General features: G+C 65.4%; 19 protein-coding genes. 10 read left to right on the plus strand and 9 right to left on the minus strand.

Annotated elements, in window-relative coordinates:
- From I6F33_RS27295 to I6F33_RS27310, 4 genes are all read left to right on the plus strand, one after another.
- Positions 1-194 (plus strand): chemotaxis protein CheW (locus tag I6F33_RS27295; protein WP_198399847.1); only part of this gene is annotated, 194 nt, incomplete at its 5' end.
- A 74-nt stretch (positions 195-268) separates the two neighbouring features.
- Positions 269-634: a PleD family two-component system response regulator gene (locus I6F33_RS27300; protein WP_007600538.1), complete on the plus strand. Its 366-nt coding sequence runs from the start codon at positions 269-271 to the stop codon at positions 632-634.
- A gap of 75 nt (positions 635-709) precedes the next feature.
- On the plus strand, positions 710-1,897 hold the full coding sequence (locus I6F33_RS27305) for a chemotaxis response regulator protein-glutamate methylesterase (protein WP_036011891.1): 1,188 nt from the start codon (positions 710-712) through the stop codon (positions 1,895-1,897).
- Positions 1,894-2,766: a protein-glutamate O-methyltransferase CheR gene (locus I6F33_RS27310; protein WP_225144660.1), complete on the plus strand. Its 873-nt coding sequence runs from the start codon at positions 1,894-1,896 to the stop codon at positions 2,764-2,766. Before I6F33_RS27305 ends, I6F33_RS27310 begins: the two co-directional genes overlap by 4 nt.
- Before the next feature lie 157 nt (positions 2,767-2,923).
- Here I6F33_RS27310 and I6F33_RS27315 read toward each other — a convergent pair whose 3' ends face one another.
- From I6F33_RS27315 to ctrA, 4 genes are all read right to left on the minus strand, one after another.
- Complete coding sequence (locus I6F33_RS27315; RefSeq protein WP_225144661.1) at positions 2,924-4,084, minus strand: glutathionylspermidine synthase family protein; 1,161 nt, start codon at positions 4,082-4,084, stop codon at positions 2,924-2,926.
- 3 nt (positions 4,085-4,087) lie between these two features.
- Positions 4,088-4,468: a hypothetical protein gene (locus tag I6F33_RS27320; RefSeq protein ID WP_074448088.1), complete on the minus strand. Its 381-nt coding sequence runs from the start codon at positions 4,466-4,468 to the stop codon at positions 4,088-4,090.
- A 1-nt stretch (position 4,469) separates the two neighbouring features.
- On the minus strand, positions 4,470-4,874 hold the full coding sequence (locus tag I6F33_RS27325; protein ID WP_036011880.1) for a DUF350 domain-containing protein: 405 nt from the start codon (positions 4,872-4,874) through the stop codon (positions 4,470-4,472).
- 164 nt (positions 4,875-5,038) lie between these two features.
- A complete protein-coding gene (gene ctrA / locus I6F33_RS27330; RefSeq protein WP_016848562.1) occupies positions 5,039-5,740 on the minus strand; it encodes a response regulator transcription factor CtrA in 702 nt (233 codons plus the stop codon).
- 448 nt (positions 5,741-6,188) lie between these two features.
- Between ctrA and fliI the strand changes: the two genes are divergently transcribed.
- The 6 genes from fliI (at position 6,189) to I6F33_RS27360 (ending at position 12,324) form a co-directional block, all read left to right on the plus strand.
- On the plus strand, positions 6,189-7,514 hold the full coding sequence (gene fliI / locus I6F33_RS27335; protein ID WP_036011877.1) for a flagellar protein export ATPase FliI: 1,326 nt from the start codon (positions 6,189-6,191) through the stop codon (positions 7,512-7,514).
- Positions 7,515-7,635: 121 nt separating this feature from the next.
- The gene (gene fliJ / locus I6F33_RS27340) at positions 7,636-8,055 is read left to right on the plus strand and encodes a flagellar export protein FliJ (protein WP_025032035.1); all 420 of its coding nucleotides are present in this window, start codon (positions 7,636-7,638) and stop codon (positions 8,053-8,055) included.
- 176 nt (positions 8,056-8,231) lie between these two features.
- Positions 8,232-8,777, plus strand: coding sequence for a sigma-70 family RNA polymerase sigma factor (locus tag I6F33_RS27345; protein WP_225144662.1), 546 nt, complete (start codon positions 8,232-8,234; stop codon positions 8,775-8,777).
- A gap of 37 nt (positions 8,778-8,814) precedes the next feature.
- Entirely contained in the window at positions 8,815-9,876 is a 1,062-nt protein-coding gene (locus I6F33_RS27350; protein WP_225144663.1) for an anti-sigma factor, read from the plus strand.
- Between the two features lie 151 nt (positions 9,877-10,027).
- Positions 10,028-10,987 (plus strand): AraC family transcriptional regulator, encoded by a 960-nt coding sequence (locus tag I6F33_RS27355; RefSeq protein WP_225144664.1) that lies wholly within the window; start codon positions 10,028-10,030, stop codon positions 10,985-10,987.
- Positions 10,988-11,103: 116 nt separating this feature from the next.
- Positions 11,104-12,324 (plus strand): NAD(P)/FAD-dependent oxidoreductase, encoded by a 1,221-nt coding sequence (locus I6F33_RS27360; RefSeq protein ID WP_225144665.1) that lies wholly within the window; start codon positions 11,104-11,106, stop codon positions 12,322-12,324.
- A 279-nt stretch (positions 12,325-12,603) separates the two neighbouring features.
- On the opposite strand, the gene I6F33_RS27365 is transcribed toward I6F33_RS27360, so the two are convergent.
- From I6F33_RS27365 to I6F33_RS27385, 5 genes are all read right to left on the minus strand, one after another.
- A complete protein-coding gene (locus tag I6F33_RS27365; RefSeq protein WP_057027387.1) occupies positions 12,604-12,804 on the minus strand; it encodes a hypothetical protein in 201 nt (66 codons plus the stop codon).
- 294 nt (positions 12,805-13,098) lie between these two features.
- Positions 13,099-15,240, minus strand: a complete 2,142-nt coding sequence (gene flhA, locus I6F33_RS27370) for a flagellar biosynthesis protein FlhA (protein WP_036036007.1) — start codon at positions 15,238-15,240, stop codon at positions 13,099-13,101.
- A gap of 355 nt (positions 15,241-15,595) precedes the next feature.
- Positions 15,596-15,898 carry a copper-binding protein gene (locus tag I6F33_RS27375; protein ID WP_109145202.1) on the minus strand — a complete coding sequence of 101 codons (303 nt, stop codon included), beginning with the start codon at positions 15,896-15,898 and terminating at the stop codon, positions 15,596-15,598.
- Positions 15,899-15,915: 17 nt separating this feature from the next.
- Positions 15,916-16,371 carry a plastocyanin/azurin family copper-binding protein gene (locus tag I6F33_RS27380; protein ID WP_192893338.1) on the minus strand — a complete coding sequence of 152 codons (456 nt, stop codon included), beginning with the start codon at positions 16,369-16,371 and terminating at the stop codon, positions 15,916-15,918.
- Between the two features lie 32 nt (positions 16,372-16,403).
- Complete coding sequence (locus tag I6F33_RS27385) at positions 16,404-17,738, minus strand: multicopper oxidase family protein (protein ID WP_109145200.1); 1,335 nt, start codon at positions 17,736-17,738, stop codon at positions 16,404-16,406.
- Between the last annotated feature and the right edge of the window lie 14 nt (positions 17,739-17,752).

Raw genomic sequence — 17,752 nt, forward strand, 5'->3', positions numbered from 1 at the left:
CCTATGGCCTCCTGATCGACCAGATCGGCGAGGTGCTGCGCCTGCCCGAGGACGGTAAGGAAGAAAACCCCGTCAACCTCGACCCCCGCATGGCCAAGCTCGCCGGCGGCGTCCACCGCCTCGACGGACAGCTCATGGTCGTCCTCGACGTCGACCGCGTCCTCGAGCTCGCGCCCGAGATGATGGCGGCCTGATACGGCGGCATTGCCGCCGAGGGACTTGCGATTGGAAGTGCCCCCGCAAAGGGGGGAAGGAAGCAGAGGTTCACATGCGAACTTGTCTCGTCGTTGATGATTCCAGCGTCATCCGAAAGGTTGCGCGCCGGATCCTGGAGGGGCTCGACTTCCAAATCCTCGAAGCCGAGGACGGTGAGAAGGCGCTGGAGGCCTGCAAGCGCGGCCTGCCGGACGCGGTGCTGCTCGACTGGAACATGCCGGTCATGGATGGCTACGAGTTCCTCGGCCATCTCAGGCGCATGCCCGGCGGCGACCAGCCCAAGGTGGTGTTCTGCACCACCGAGAACGACGTCGCGCATATCGCGCGCGCTCTGCACGCCGGCGCCAACGAATACATCATGAAGCCGTTCGACAAGGACATCGTGACGGCGAAATTTCAGGAAGTCGGCCTGATCTGAGCGATCTCCCGGAGGCTGAACGGATCCTTCGGCGCTTGTTTTCAACTGAACCGTTTCAGTCTGAGTTGGTGTGTAATGAGTGTTGCGTTCGCAGGTAATTCGACCACGAGCACGTCGCGCGAAACCGGGCCGCTGCGGGTGATGATCGTCGACGACTCGGTCGTCATCCGCGGTCTGATCTCGCGCTGGATTGGTGCCGAGCACGACATGGAGGTCGCGGCCTCGCTGCGCACCGGGCTCGAGGCGGTCAACCAGCTCGACCGCATCAATCCCGATGTTGCCGTGCTCGACATCGAAATGCCCGAGCTCGATGGCCTCTCGGCGCTGCCGCAACTGCTCGCCAAGAAGCGCGATCTCGTCATCATCATGGCTTCCACCCTGACCCGCCGCAACGCGGAGATCAGCTTCAAGGCGTTGTCGCTCGGCGCAGCCGACTACATTCCCAAGCCGGAATCGACGCGTGAGGCGTCGGCCGCGGACATTTTCCATCACGACCTGATCCAGAAGATCCGCCATCTCGGCGCGCGGCTGCGTCGCAAGTCTGCGGTTGCGAGTCCGCCGCTGGCGCCGGCGAGCCCGGCTCCCGTCGCGCGCAGTCCTGTCGCGCGGCCTGCCGCGCCTGCGCCCGCTCCGGCCCCCTCGTCAGGCTCGGTGTCAACGCGTCCGTTCTCGACCCAGGCGCCCAAGGTGCTGTTGATCGGCTCCTCGACCGGCGGTCCTCAGGCGCTGATGTCGCTCGTCACCGAGCTCGGCGCCGTGATCGATCGCTTCCCGGTGCTGATCACCCAGCACATGCCGCCGACCTTCACCACCATCCTGGCCGAGCATCTGGCGCGCTCGAGCCGCCGGCCGGCGGCCGAGGCGGTCGACGGCGAGCCGGTCAAGCCGGGACGGATCTACCTCGCACCGGGCGGCAAGCACATGCGCGTCACGCGCAGCGGCGCCGATCCTGTGATCGCGCTCGACGACGGCCCCGCCGTCAATTTCTGCAAGCCTGCGGTCGATCCGCTCTTCACCTCCGCCATCGACGTCTGGCACGGCAACATCCTCTCGGTGATCCTGACCGGCATGGGCTCGGACGGCATGCGCGGCGGCAAGGACATCGTCGCGGCCGGCGGCAGCGTGATTGCGCAGGACGAAGCCTCCAGCGTGGTCTGGGGCATGCCCGGCGCGGCGGCCAATGCCGGCATCTGCGCGGCGATCCTGCCGCTCAACCAGATCGGCGCCAAGGTCAACCGCCTGTTCGCTGGAGACCGCTCGTGACGCCCGCAGATTACGACTATCTGCGCAAGTTCCTGAAAGAGCGCTCCGGTCTCGATCTCTCCGCCGACAAGCAATATCTGGTCGAGAGCCGGCTGCTGCCGCTCGCCCACAAGGCAAGCGTTCCCGGCATCCCCGACCTCGTCCTGAAGATCAGGAACGGCGACGGCCGGCTTGCGACCGACGTGGTCGAAGCGATGACCACCAACGAGACGTTCTTCTACCGCGACAAGATTCCGTTCGATCACCTGCGCGACAGCATCCTGCCGGGCCTGATCCAGGCGCGCGCGGCGCGCAAGTCGCTTCGCATCTGGTCGGCGGCCGCCTCGACCGGGCAGGAGCCCTATTCGATCGCGATGTGCGTGAAGGAGATGGGCGCGGCGCTCGCGGGGTGGCGCATCGAGATCGTCGCCACCGATCTGTCGCAGGAGGTGCTGGAGAAATCCAAGGCGGGCCTCTACAGCCAGTTCGAGGTGCAGCGCGGCCTGCCGATCCAGCATCTGGTGAAATACTTCACGCAAACCGGCGAGCTCTGGCAGCTCAACGCCGACATTCGCGCCATGGTGCAGTTCCGCCAGCTCAATCTGCTGCAGGACTTTTCCCATCTCGGCACGTTCGACGTGATCTTCTGCCGCAACGTGCTGATCTATTTCGACCAGGACACCAAGGCGGTGATTTTCGAGCGCATGGCGAAGGCCATGGAAGCCGACGGCACGCTGCTGCTGGGCGCTGCCGAATCCGTCGTCGGCATCACCGATGCATTCCGCCCGATCGCCGATCGCCGCGGCCTCTATCAGCTCAACCCCGCGCGCTCCGGCCGTCCGATGGGCGGATTGATGCCGCAGCCGCTGAAGGTCGCCGCGGCGAGATGAGTTCTCTTTGTCATTCCGGGGCCGCGCATAAGCGCGGAGCCCGGAATCCATAACCACAGGCCATCGAAATAGGCAGGCGGTTAGACCAGGGCCATTCCATCCGACTGTGGTTATGGATTCCGGGCTCGCGACTTTGTCGCGCCCCGGAATGACAAAATCACAAAATCGCATGCGGCAAGAACCGCGAGCGGTTGCCCGTGATCGGGCTCTCGTCCTCGCGGATCGATATCCCGCAGGGCTCGTGGTTCACCAGCCAGCTTCCGATCACCGGATAGCAGCCCGAAAAGTTCGGCAGCGGTGCCAGCGCCTGACGTACGAAACCTTCGGCGCCGTACGGCCCCGTCTGCTCGTCGAGCGGCATGCCGCCGGAGACCAGCGTGACATTGGCGCCTTCGCGCGACAGCAGCGGCTTGCGCACATAGGACGTGCCGAGCTCGGCGGCGCGCGGATCGTCCTCGAAGAAGGCCGGCAGCAGATTGGGATGGTTCGGAAACATCTCCCAGAGCAGCGGCAAGATGCCCTTGTTGGAGAGCACCGCCTTCCACGGCGGCTCGATCCAGCGCGTTGGCGCATCCTTCAGCTTTGCGCCGAAGGCGTCCTGGAACATCCATTCCCAGGGATAGAGCTTGAAGGCGAGCGCGATGTCGTTCTCGCCGAGATCGACGAAGCCGCCGGCCTCGTCGCGCCAGCCGACCTGCTCGATGTCGAGCAGCGTCGTCGAGAGTCCGGCCTGGCGCGCGGTGTCTTCGAGATAAGCGAGCGTGCCGGCGTCCTCTTCGTTGCCGGTGATCCCTGTGAGATGGACGTGACGGCTCCCAGCGATCTCCTTCCATGCCGCGATCAGCCGCTCGTGGATGGAGTTGAATTGGTCGGCACGCGAGGGGATGACGCCGCGTTCGATCGCCTGTTCGAGCCAGGTCCATTGGAACACCGCGGCCTCGAAGATCGAGGTCGGCGTGTCCGCGTTGTATTCGAGCAGCTTTGCCGGCGACTTGCCGTCGAACCTCAGATCGAGCCGGCCGTAGAGGCTGCGGTCGTCGCGCTTCCAGCTCTCGACGATCAGGCCCCAGAACGCTTCCGGAATCTTCAGCCGTCGCAAGGAACGCTCGTCGCCGATGACGCGGCCGGCGAGTTCCAGGCACATCGCGTCGATCTCGCCGGTCGGCGCCTCGATGCCTCGCTCGATCTCCTCCAGCGTAAAGCCATAATAGGCGCGCTCGTCCCAATAGCGCTCGCCGTCGATGGTGTGGAAGACGAAGCCGCATCGTGCGGCGGTCTCCCGCCAGTCGTCGCGCTCGAGGCAGGTGATGCGCTGCATGGATCAGCCGCCGCCCGAGAAGCCGTGGCCGAACGAGCCGAAGCCGCCGCGGCTCACGCTGCTATGGCTGACATTGGACGACGTTCCCGACGAGGAATGGCTGGAGGAATCGCCGCTGAACAAGCTCGATCGCGACGACCAGCGCGAACTGCTGCCGCCCGACGAACTGCTGCTGCTCGTGCAGGTCGTGGTCGTCTGCCCCGGCACGGCGCCGGGCGTGGGCTCGCAGTTCTGCCGCGGCATCAAGGTATAGGCCGTGGTGCCGACGGCGATCGTGCCCATCACCAGCAGCGCGACGTGGCCGGAGCGCTTCACCGGCGGTCGCGGCGGCTCGGCGACTGGCCGGCGCTTGCCGAACTCCTTCTTGGCGGGTTTGTCGGCCATGTCAGTAGATCATGCTGGCGGCGTTCAGCAGGCCCGCGGCGAGCGAGGACAGGCCGAGCCAGATCGCCGGGGCAAGCTCGCCGTCATCGATGCGCCTCGACAAGTCCGGCACCGGAACCTTGACGAGATAGAACACGATGACCTGCACGATCAGCGCGATCGTCGCCCAGATCAGGCAGTCCAGCACGTTGGCCGAATGCGCGATGGCGCTGACCAGCGGCGCCACGAAGCCGAGCAGGCTGAGCCCAAGCGCGATCGCCGCGGCCGGCTGGTTGTCGCGAATGAGCTGGAATTCGTTATGCGCCGTGATGCGGGTGTAGACGAACAGATAGGCCACGATCACGATCAGCCCGGTGCAGAAATAGACCAGGAAGGCGGGCAGGCCGGCGAGTGATTGCAGGATCATCGTTCCCCCATCGTGCAGCGACCATTCGTCGGCAGGGGAAGGCTAGGGGTTCAAACGTTAAGCTTCCAATGAAGCGTCCCCCCAAAAACGAAAACCCCGCCATTTGCGGCGGGGTCCAGGCTGGGAGGAGCGAGCCTGACTGGGCTCGCGACGTAACCCAGGGATCAGGCGGGGATGCGCTCGTCGGCCTCGTGCGGCTCGCGCAGCACGTAGCCGCGGCCCCAGACGGTCTCGATGAAGTTGCGGCCCTCGGAGGCGTTGGCGAGCTTCTTGCGGAGCTTGCAAATGAAGACGTCGATGATCTTCAGTTCGGGCTCGTCCATGCCGCCATAGAGGTGGTTGAGGAACATTTCCTTGGTGAGGGTCGTGCCTTTGCGGAGCGAGAGCAGCTCCAGCATCTGATATTCCTTGCCGGTCAGATGCACGCGCTGACCTCCGACTTCCACCGTCTTGGTGTCGAGGTTGACGACGAGGTCGCCGGTCTGGATGACCGACTGGGCATGGCCCTTGGAGCGGCGCACGATGGCGTGGATGCGGGCCACCAGCTCGTCCTTGTGGAAGGGCTTGGTCATGTAGTCGTCGGCGCCGACGCCGAGACCCTTGACCTTGTCCTCGATGCCGGCGAGGCCGGAGAGGATCAGAATCGGTGTCTTGATCTTGGAGACCCGGAGCTGCTTGAGCACATCGTAGCCGGACATGTCGGGCAGGTTGAGGTCGAGGAGAATAATGTCGTAATCGTATAGTTTACCGAGATCGACGCCTTCTTCCCCCAAATCGGTCGTGTAGACGTTGAAGCTCTCCGACTTCAGCATCAGCTCGATCGACTGCGCGACGGCGCTGTCATCTTCAATCAGCAAAACGCGCATGCCAGTTCCCCATAGTCGCCGCTCCTGGGCGTCAGGTCGGCCGCATTCGCGGCACTCAACAAAACGCCTTTGAACAACTGATTCGGATCCTGACAACAGATGGTTAACAAAGTCTGATTCTGGAACGCAAGTCCCCCCGGTGCAATTTTTGTCGAATCGCCCTAAGGTCTTGCGTACGAAGCAGCTTTCGTTACCCGATTCCGTTCAAGCTCCACTTTAAGAGACGGGCCTAACCGACTCCCGCGACTCAGCCTTCTTCTGAAGGGGAGGCACGCTCAGTCTCAAAGACAGTGACGCAATGATTAATGATGCGGGTAAACACGAAGTTAAGCGCCGTTCAGAAATATGGCGAAACTTAAGGTTTTCACCGTGATGTCCCGGGATCACCGAAGGCGACCATCTCATGAGGACCCTCATATGAAGGTGCGCTGCTGATGAAGGCCCCCCGATGAAGGCGCTGGCCGAACAGATCGGCGACATCGACGGCATCAACATCTATGGCCGCGTGGTCGGCGTTCGCGGTCTGATGGTCGAGGTGGCCGGCCCTATCCACGCGATGTCGGTCGGCGCGCGGCTGGTGATCGAGACCGGCGCCAACCGCACCATTCCGTGCGAGGTGATCGGCTTCTCCGGCAACAATGCCGTGGTGATGCCGTTCGCCGGCCTCGAGGGCGTGCGCCGCGGCTGCAAGGCGGTCATCGCCAATGCCGCCAACCAGGTGAGGCCATCCGCGGCCTGGCTGGGACGCGTCGTCAATGCGCTGGGCGAGCCGATCGACGGCAAGGGGCCGCTGCCGCAGGGCTCTTCGCCGATGCCGTTCCGCAATACGCCGCCGCCCGCCCATTCGCGCAAGCGCGTCGGCAGCCCGCTCGACCTCGGCGTGCGCGCCATGAACACCTTCCTCACCTGCTGCCGCGGTCAGCGCATGGGCATCTTCGCAGGCTCCGGCGTCGGCAAGTCGGTGCTGCTGTCGATGCTGGCGCGCAACGTCGATGCCGATGTCAGTGTCATCGGGCTGATCGGCGAACGCGGCCGCGAGGTGCAGGAATTCCTGCAGGACGATCTCGGCGAGGAGGGCCTTGCGCGCTCAGTCGTGGTGGTCGCGACCTCCGACGAGCCGGCCCTGATGCGCCGCCAGGCGGCCTACCTCACGCTCGCGGTCGCCGAATATTTTCGCGACGAGGACAAGGACGTGCTCTGCCTGATGGACTCGGTGACGCGCTTTGCGATGGCCCAGCGCGAGATCGGCCTGTCTGCCGGGGAGCCGCCGACCGCCAAGGGTTACACGCCGACCGTCTTCACCGAGTTGCCGAAGCTGCTCGAGCGTGCCGGGCCGGGATTGGGCGAGGGCGCCATCACCGCGATCTTCACGGTGCTGGTCGACGGCGACGACCATAACGAGCCGATCGCCGATGCCGTCCGCGGCATCCTCGACGGCCACATCGTGATGCAGCGCTCGATCGCCGAGCGCGGCCGCTATCCCGCGATCAACATTCTCAAATCCGTCTCGCGCACGATGCCGAAATCGGCCGATCCGCAGTTCTGGCCGGTGATCCAGCGGGCGCGCCAGGTGATGGCGACCTATGCCGACATGGAGGAATTGATCCGTCTCGGCGCCTACCGCGCCGGCTCCAGTCCCGAGGTCGACGAGGCCATCCGCCTCAACGAGCCGCTGGAAGCCTTCCTGCGCCAGCGCAAGGACGAAAAGGCATCGCTCGCGGAGGGCTATCGCCAATTGGCGCAAATCCTCGGCAATTTGGAAACGGAACGCTAACTTTGTCCGGTCATCATCCGATCCCACAGAGTAGCAGAGCCGGTCTGGGCCCCCTTCGGGCCCGTGGGGTGACCGGTATCGTCCCACGTGCAGCGGGGGGACTTCTGGGGAGTACGAGTCGATGAAGTCACGAGATACCCTCATCCGCCTGAAGAAGTTTCAGGTCGACGAGAAGCGCCGCCGGGTCACCCAGATCGAGACCATGATCGCCGACTTCCAGCGCATGTCGGTCGATCTCGAACGCGAGATCCAGACCGAGCAGGAGCGCGCCGGGATCAACGATCCCTCGCACTTCGCCTACCCGACCTACGCCAAAGCCGCGATCCAGCGCCGCGAGAACCTGACCCGTTCGGCCGACGAGCTCAAGGGCCAGCTTGAGGAAGCCAAGGCCGCACTGGCCGAGGCCTTCGAGGAGCTGAAAAAGGTCGAGCTGCTCGACGAGCGCGACCAGGCCCGCGAGCGCGCCGAGGAGAACGCCCGCGAGCAGGCCGACCTCGACAGCATCGGCCTGATGCGTGCCCGCATCGGCGCCGTCGCCTGAGCCGCTAGCCCGCCCCTCCAGGAATTGCCAAAACCCGGACCCGCAAGGTCCGGGTTTTCGCATGTGCTGTCCACAGTGTGGCGCCGCGCCCCTTGGTGGTCGGCTTGGCCGCGCGCTATGGTGGTGCGGTGCCGGGGTCTACGCGGAACGCGACGGCCCGCGTGTTGGGGGGCTGAATGCTGACGCCAGCGGAGCTGGTCGGGTTGATTGAGGCGGTGGCGAAGGGCGATCAGGCCGCGTTCGAGCGCCTCTACGCCGCCACGCGCGCGAAACTCTATGGCGTCGTGCTCCGTATCTTGCGCAGGCAGGATCTCGCGGAGGAGGTCATTCAGGAGACTTACGTCAAGATCTGGAACAGCGCCGGCCAGTTCAATCCGGCCCTGTCCTCGCCGATCACGTGGATGGCCTCGATCGCGCGCAACCGCGCGATCGACGTCGTCCGCAAGAAGTCGGAAGCCTCCATCGAGGAAGAGCCTCAGGCGATGGAGGTCGCGGCCGAAAGTCCCGATCCGCTGGCCCGCCGCGAGATGACCGAGGAGCTGAAGCGGCTCCTGGAATGCATCGGCCGGCTCGAGCCGGACCGTCAGAGGCTCATGCTGCTCGCCTATTACAACGGCTGGAGCCGCGAGCAATTGGCGGAGAAGTTTTCAGCGCCGGTCAACACGGTGAAGACGTGGCTGCGGCGCAGCATGCTGGATATCCGGGAGTGCCTCGGACTGTGATCGCTTGGATGATGAGGGTGGTTCTGGACTGCAATTGATGGCCTACACGGAGGACCATATCGCGCTCGCCGCGGAGTATGCGCTCGGGACGCTCGGCGCCGACGAGCGCGCGCAGGTCGAGACCATGATGGCGGTGGACCCGGCGTTCGCCGAGATCGTGCAGGCGTGGGCCTATCGGCTCGGCGTGCTCAACCAGATGGTCGGCTCGGTCGAGCCGCGTCCGATCGTGTGGGAGAACATCAGGGCGGAGATCGCGCGCACGACCGCCGCGCAGGAGCCGCCTGCGCCTGCCGAAGCTTCGCCGCCACCACAGCCGCCTGTGCCCGAGACGTCCTCGCTGGCAGCTGCGGAATCTCCGCCCGAGAGCCCGCAGTCGGCTGAGGTGCAGCAGCCCGAAGCCGCCGCGCCTGAGGCGCCGCGTCCCGAGTTTGATGCTGTTCCGGACATCGCGCCGCAATTCATCCCGCAAGTCCATGCGCCGGATGCCAACCTCGTCCGTGCGGCCCAAGCGCCGGTGGTCGACGACAGCAATGTGATTCGTCTCGAGAGCCGGGTGAAGCGCTGGCGCACCATCGCTTCCGCCATTGGCGCGCTCGCGGCCGCGCTGCTCGTAACGCTGTCGCTGCAGATCTTGCTGCCCGACGCGCTGCCGGGCGCTTTGCGTCCCCCGCCGCGCATCCAGACGGTCGAGGTGAAGACGCCGGCCGCGCCGCTCGCCGCCTCCGCGCAATATGTCGCGCTGCTGCAGGGCCAGGGCGGCGGTCCCGCCTTCATCCTCACCATCGACGGCGCGACGCGGAATTTCACGGTGCGGAAGGTCGGCGCGACGCCGGAGCCCGGCAAGAGCTTCGAGCTCTGGCTGATCTCGGACAAGCTGCCGCGCCCGCGCTCGCTCGGCGTGATCGGCGCCGGCGATTTCACCGCGCGTCCACTGCTCGCCTCCTACGATGCCGAGGTCGTCAATAGCGCGACCTTCGCCGTCACCATCGAGCAGGCGGGCGGCTCGCCGAACGGCCAGCCGACCTCCGCCCCGGTGTTTTCCGGCAAGCTGATCGAGACCGTGCCGCCGGCCCAACCGCAGGCGCCCGCGCAAAAATAGGTGCCGCGGCGACTGTCGCCACGGTCCATCCCGCTGTCGCAGCCCGACAAGTGCCCCCGAATCCGCCCTCGATTTGAACCTCGCCTCGGTCCACGGCGTCAAATTCCCGGAATTTGAACGCGATTGATGCCGGAAAGGGCGAGAAAATCAGATGGATGCAGCGAGAACGCCGGGCATCTTCCTTCACCAATATGCAGGCCTGCCGCACGGTCCGGCCTTCGAGCATTGGCGCGAGCGGGCCGTCGGTCGCTGCGGCCTCGATATCGGGCCGAGCCATGGCGACAGCATCGATTGCCGGCTGCAGATCAGCGTCGTCGACAACATCACGCTCGCCATTCCGGAAGGCGCCTCGGCGCAATATTCCCGCACGCAGAGCCACCTTGCCGACGGCAGCGACGATCTCGTCCTGATCGCGGCCCACGCAGGGCTCGTCCGCGTCGGGCAAAACGGCCACACCGTCGAGCTCGCGCCCGCCCAGATGGTGCTCGTCGACATGAGCGTGACCGGCACCGTCGGCCACACCGAGGCAGACCGCTTCACCAGCATTCGCATGCCGCGCCGTGCGCTGCTCGACATCAATCCACGCGCCGAGGACAAGCTCTCGCAGGTGCTCGTCGACGGCGCAGTCGCCGAGACCATCTTCCGCTACCACGCGCTCGCTGCCAATCACGCGCCGCATCTCGATGCGGTCGGCCAGCGCCTGACCGCGCAGCACATGGTCGATCTCGTCGGTCTCCTGCTCGGCACCGATGCCGAGCACGCAAGCCGCGCCCGCGGCCGCGGGCAGGCGGCGGCGCGCCTCGATCTCATGCGCGCCGACGTGATGGCCGCACTCGGCCGTAACGATCTCTGCCTCGCCGAAGTTGCGACGCGCTCGGGCCTCAGCCCGCGCCAGGCCCAGCGCCTGTTCGAGCAGGCCGGCACGACCTTCACCGAATTCGTGCTGGAGCAGCGCCTGCTCCACGCGCGCAAGCTGCTCGGCGATCCCCGCGCCAGGATGCGCAAGATCAGCGACATCGCGCATTCCTCCGGCTTCTCCGATCTGTCCTACTTCAACCGCGCCTTCCGCAAGCGTTTTGGCGCGACGCCGTCGGAGCTGCGCGAGGCGTAAATCGCGATTTTGTGCAGCGGCGCGGACGCCGCCGCATTTGGTCGGCGCCTGTTGTTGCGCTAGTCTGTCTCCGCGGGCAGGCCGCAGGTTTCCTCGGGAAAGTGCAGTAGGCGGAGATGGCGCGTATCGTCGTGCTCGGCGCCGGGTTTGCGGGGTTGTGGGCGGCCATCGGCGCCGCGCGCAAGCGCGAGGAGATCGGTGCGAGCGATCGCGACATCGAGATCCGTCTCGTCGACCGCAATCCCTATCACAATATCCGCGTGCGCAATTACGAGGCCGATCTCGCCGAGGTCGCGCTTCCGCTTCCGCAACTGCTCGATCCGATCGGCGTCAGCCACGGACTTGGCGAGGTCGAGGCCGTCGATCCGGCCCGGCGCGAAATCTCGCTCGTCACCAGCGCCGGCGCGGAGACGCTGCACTACGACCGCCTGGTGCTGGCGCTCGGCAGCGCGGTGATGGGTCCCGACATTCCCGGCCTTGCCGCGCACGCCTTCGACGTCGACACCTATGCCGCGGCGCTCCGCCTTGAAGATCATCTGGTTTCGCTCGGACGCAGCGCGCCGTCTCCGGGCCATTCAACGGTGGTCGTGGTCGGCGCCGGCTTCACCGGCATCGAAGTCGCAGCTGAGATGCCGGACCGGTTGGCGCGCGCAGGGATCACCGGCAGCCGCCGCATCATCCTGGTCGATCCCAATCCGAGCGTCGGCGCCAGCATCGGCGCGAACGCGCGCCCGGTGATCGAGACGGCCCTGGCTTCGCTCGACATCGAGACGCGGCTCGGCGTGCGTGTCGCCGCGATCGAGGCCGCGGGCATGCGCCTGAGCTCGGGCGAATTCATTCCGGCACGGACGGTGATCTGGTGCGCGGGCATGCGGGCAAGCCCTTTGGCCGCGAGCTTTCCGGGTGGGCGCGATTCCCTCGGGCGTCTCCTCGTCGATCCCTTCATGCGCGTGGCCGATGTCGGCGGCGTGTTCGCGGCCGGCGACGTCGCCTCGAGCGTGATCGACGGGCTGCATCCGACGGTGATGTCCTGCCAGTTCGCCCGTCCCATGGGCCGCTTCGCCGGCCACAACGTGGTCGCCGATCTCGTCGGCCTGCCCATGCTGCCGCTGCGGATCGACTGGTACGTCACCGTGCTCGACCTCGGCGGCTGGGGCGCGCTCTATACCGAAGGATGGAATCGCGAGGTCCGTGCCACAGGCGCGGAGGCAAAGGCGACCAAACAGACCATCAACCGCAAGCGCATCTATCCGCCGCTCTCGGGGTGCAAGGACGAGCTGTTCGCTGCCGCCGCCCCGACCGTGCAGGCGCCGCCGCCGACGTATGGGGGAAGGTAGTTGGCAGGCAGGGCCGTGCCGCTTGCTCCGTCATTGCGAGCGCAGCGAAGCAATCCAGAGTCTTTCCGCGGAGGCAGTCTGGATTGCTTCGCTGCGCTCGCAATGACGAATTGGACGCGCGTGCGCTCGCAATGACGAGGTACCAGAAATGGGAAAGCGCCCGTGGGGGGCGGGCGCTTTCTGTAGTCGACTTGGGGTTGGGGTCGTCTACATATCCACGTGGCGACTTTGGGGGGCTGGTAAAGAGCCGCGTGAATTCACAAAACTCGTCAGGTCTCCTTAGCGAACGAGGGACGCGTTCGAACTGGTGACAACGACCGGCTTCCCGGCCTTGATGACGTGGGCGGTCTGGGTCAGGCCTTCATCCGAACCCGAGCGTGCCGTGATGCCGAGGCCAGCCACCGCAACCCCTGCGACGAGGGCGACGACCACGATTTTCAAATGGGTCGCGCGATCTGCGCTGTAGATCGAGTGGTTCATGGAAGCCTCCTGCCGCCATCTACCCGAAGTAGTCGCCCGCCGTTTGAGGCAGGTTCATGCTTCCGGTGCCCATCAACCTAGTATCGGGGGGATTCGTTCCCAAGGGGCCATCACAAGGGCGTGATATGACGTGATAGATCGCGATCAAAGGCCACCCTTGATCGTTCTTTTATATAATTATTTCAAAGCCGTAATGAGCCTATTGCCGGCTTTTTGAGGCCTTGGTCGACAAGGCGCCAGGAACTCAAAAACCATTTGCCTGTGGCTGAAAAACACACGGCTTCTTAAGGCAAATCAGATGCTTCCGACGGTTTTCAGCCTCGCCCTGGGGTGGATTTCCGCCTGCGACAGCACGGTGGTCTGGGCCCGGAACCGTTCCACCAGGGAGCGCACGAAGGGCCGAATGGAAGCGGAGGTGACCAGCACCGGCGCCTCGCCCTCGCGGGCGGCGCGCTCGAAAGCCTCGCGCACGGCGGTCATGAATTCCGAGAGTTTCGAGGGCTGCATGGCAAGGCTCCGCTCCTCGCCCTGGCCGATGATGGATTCGGCAAAAGCCTGCTCCCATTTCGCCGACAGTGCGATCAGCGGCAGATAGCCGGCGTAGGAGGTGTTCTGCGCGCAGATCTGCCGCGCCAGCCGCGCGCGGACGTGCTCGACCATGGTCGCAGGGTTGCGCGAGAAGGCGAGCGAATCCGCGATGCCTTCGAGGATGGTCGAGAGGTCGCGGATCGAGATGCGCTCGGCGAGCAGCAGCTGCAGCACGCGCTGGATGCCGGAGACCGTGACCTGGCCCGGGACGATGTCCTTGACCAGCTCGCTCTGCTCCTTCGGCAGCTCCTTGAGCAGCTTCTGCACCTCGCCGTAGGACAACAGGTCCGACATGTTGGCCTTGAGCAGCTCGGTGAGATGGGTCGAGAGCACGGTCGCGGCGTCGACGACGGTGTAGCCCTTGAGCGAGGCCTCTTCCTTGAGGCTGGCATCGACCCAGGTTGCGGGCAGGCCGAAGGTCGGCTCGGTGGTGTGGATGCCGGGCACCTGCACCTGGCTGCCGCCGGGATCCATGACCATGAACTGGTTCGGCCAGATCTTGCCGGTGCCGGCGTCGACCTCCTTGATCTTGATGATGTAGGTGTTGGCCTCGAGCTGGACGTTGTCGAGGATGCGCACCGCCGGCATCACGAAGCCCATCTCGATCGCGAGCGAGCGGCGCAGCGCCTTGATCTGCTCGGTGAGGCGGTCGGTGCCGTCGGGGCCGTTGACCAGCGGCAGCAGGGCGTAGCCGAGTTCGATCTTGAGGTCGTCGATCTTGAGCGCGGCCGAGATCGGCTCTTCCGTCGCGGCAGCGCCCGGCGCACCCGGCGTTCCCGGAGCGGGCGCGGCGTGAACGGCGGCTTCGGCCTTGGCCGCCACGCGGTTGCGGTTGCGGGCGTTCCAGGCCAGCGCGCCGGCGCCGGCGCCGAGCGCGAGGAAGGGCAGGGTCGGAATGCCCGGCAGCGCCGCCAGCACCAGCATCACCGCCGAGGACATCGCCAGCGCCTGCGGATAGCCGGAGAACTGCTTCATGAGCGCCTTGTCGGCGGCGCCGGAGACGCCGGCCTTGGAGACGAGCAGGCCGGCCGCGGTCGAGACGATCAGCGCCGGCACCTGGGTGACAAGGCCGTCACCGACGGTCAGCAGCGTGTAGGTGCGCCCCGCGTCGGCGAAGGACATGCCCTGCTGCGCGACGCCGATGATGATGCCGCCGACGACGTTGATGAACACGACCAGGAGGCCGGCGATGGCGTCGCCCCGGACGAACTTGGAGGCGCCGTCCATGGCGCCGAAGAAGCCGCTCTCGTCCTCGAGCTCCTTGCGCCGCTCCTTGGCGACCTTCTCGTCGATCAGGCCGGCGCCGAGGTCGGCGTCGATCGCCATCTGCTTGCCGGGCATGGCGTCGAGGTGGAAGCGGGCGGCGACTTCGGCGATGCGGCCCGAGCCCTTGGTGATGACGACGAAATTGACGATGATCAGGATGGCGAAGACGATGATGCCGATGACGAAATTGCCGCCCATCACGAAGTTGCCGAAGGCCTCGATGACGTGACCGGCGGCGGCCGTGCCCTCGTGCCCGTGCGACAGGATCAGCCGGGTTGAGGCCATGTTGAGCGAGAGCCGCAGCATAGTCGAGATCAGGAGGACGGTCGGGAAGGCCGAGAACTCCAGCGGCGTCTGGATGAACAGCGACGTCATCAGGATCAGGATCGAGAGCGTGATCGAGATCGCCAGGAACACGTCCAGCACGATCGCGGGCAGCGGCAGGATCAGCACCACCAGGATGGTGAGAACGCCGAGCGCCAGCGCGATGTCGCCGCGCTTGAGGACGGTGACGATGTCATTGAGGGAAGGGATCGAGGGCCTTGCGCTGCCTACGCCCTGTCCTGCCGTGACGTCGACCATGGTAGCTGCCTCCCCGCGCGACTGCCGTCCGCGCGCCCCAAACGTCTGCGCGGCGGCCGACGGGCCGCCGTTCCGAAAGTGAGGCACCGCACTGGCGTCCACGGGAGCTCCCGTTCTAAACGCGGCCGACGACACTCGACTTCACCCGGCAATTCTTGCCGGGTGTATGGTTAGCAAAGGGTTAACGGAGGGGGTGGGAGGAGCTCAGACCGGGATGTTTCGGGGGCGGGTTGTCATTCCGGGGCGATGCGGAGCATCGAGCCCGGAATCCATCGGGCCGCAGGTATGGTGGTGAAATGGATTCCGGGCTCGCGCCAAGAGGCGCGCCCCGGAATGACGGGCAGGCGAGGCTGCCCTACTTCGCCTTCTGCATCTTGGTCACCGTGTAGCCCGACGACCCTTCCTCGGCCTCGAAGGTGATCTTGTCGCCGACCTTCACCTGCTTGAGCATGGCGGGATCCTTGACCCGATAGACCATGGTCATGGGGTCCTCCATGCCGAGGCTCTTGGCCGGGCCGTGCTTGAGCGTGATCTTGCCGGCGCCTTCGTCGATCTTCTTGACCTCGCCGCTGATCGCGGCGCCCTCTGCGGCGAGGGTTGCGGTCGCGAGGCCGACGCTCAGCGCCAGCGCGGCAGTGATATTGATGATGCGATTCATGTGGATCTCCTCTCGCGTTACTTCACGTTGACCTGGCCGACCATGCCGTACTCGCGGTGGTCGGGAATGAGGCACGAATATTCGAAGGTGCCGCGCTTGCTGAACTTCCAGAGGATCTCGGTCGTCTTCTTCGGTGCAAGCCGCGCCGCATTGGGCTCGTCGTGCTCCATGTGCGGATGCTTCTTCATCTGCTCCGCATGCGCGAGATTCTCCTTAGATGTGGCCAGCAGGAATTCGTGGTCCTCCTTGCCGACATTGCGCAGCACGAAGCGGATCTGCTCGCCGCGCTTCACCTCGATTTTCGCGGGCGTGTAGTCCATCTCGTTCATCAGGATTTCGATAGTGCGCGCGGGCTTCCTGGGATCGCCGGGCTCGCCGGCCGAATAGTTTCCGTGCCCGTGCTTGTCGTGAGCGAAGGCCGGCGCGGCCGAAAGTGCAGCCAGCGCGAGGGCGAGCTTGAGCGTGATCTTCATCGTAGTCTCCGGTTGGTGGTTCATCGAAACGCTCACATCTTGTGCTTCATCGGCGGACTGCCGGATTTCTGCCGCGCCGGCTCGGGGGCGGGTGCGGCGACTTCGTAGGCGACGGTGCCTGGCGGGAATTTGTACGGACCGGGATCGCGGTAATCGTCGCGTGCGAGGTCTTCGCGGATCTTCATCACGGTGAACATGCCGCCCATTTCGATCGGCCCGAACTGGCCGGTGCCCGTCATCATCGGCAGCGTGTTGTCGGGCGCGGGCATCTCCATGTTGCCCATCGCCATGCCGGTCGAGCCCATGGCCATGCCGTCCGGCGCCAGCTTGCCGACGGCCTTGGCGAGATCCTTGCGCGAGACGCCGATCAGGTTGCGCACGTCGTGTCCCATCGAATTCATGGTGTGGTGCGACTTGTGGCAATGGAACGCCCAGTCGCCGGGATTGTCGGCGAGCACGTCGAACACCCTGATGGCGCCGACCGGAACGTCGGTGGTCGTCTCCGGGATCTGCGCGCTTTCCTGAATCCAGCCGCCATCGGTGCAGGTCACCGCGAAGCTGTGGCCATGCAAATGGATCGGATGGTTGGTCATGCTGAGATTGCCGATACGCACGCGTACCTTGTCGCCGAGCCTGACCGGCAAGGGATCGATGCCGGGAAAGACCCGCGCGTTCCAGGTCCACATGTTGAAGTCCGTCATCTCGTTGACGTGCGGCAGATAGGTGCCGGGGTCGACGCGATAGGTGCTCATCACAAACACGAAGTCGCGGTCGACGGCGCGGAAGTTCGGGTCGCGCGGATGCACGATGAACATGCCCATCATGCCCATCGCCATCTGCACCATTTCGTCGGAATGCGGGTGGTACATGAAGGTCCCGCTCTTCTTCATCTCGAATTCGTAGACGAAGGTCTTGCCCGGCTGGATGTGCGGCTGGTTCAGCCCGCCGACGCCGTCCATGCCGCTCGGGATGATCATGCCGTGCCAGTGCACGGTGGTGTATTCGGGTAAGCGGTTGGTGACGAAGATGCGGACCTTGTCGCCCTCGACCGCCTCGATGGTCGGGCCTGGCGATTGCCCGTTGTAGCCCCACAAATTCACCTTCATTCCTTCCGCGAACTCGCGCACCACCGGCTCGGCGACGAGATGGAATTCCTTCCAGTCGCCGTTCATGCGGAACGGCAGCGACCACCCGTTCAGCGTCACCACGGGGCGATAATCCGGGCCGCTTGTGGGGTGCAGCGGCGGCTGCATCACCACCTTGTCCATGGTGGGGGCTTCCGGGATAGACGCGGCCTGGACGCGGCCTTGAATGGCCGATGCGCCGACAAGCGCGGCGGTCCCTAAAAATCCTCGGCGAGAAAACATCTTGGCCTCCGTCT

The sequence above is a fragment of the Bradyrhizobium sp. BRP20 genome (assembly GCF_020194215.1).
Classification (GTDB): domain Bacteria; phylum Pseudomonadota; class Alphaproteobacteria; order Rhizobiales; family Xanthobacteraceae; genus Bradyrhizobium; species Bradyrhizobium yuanmingense.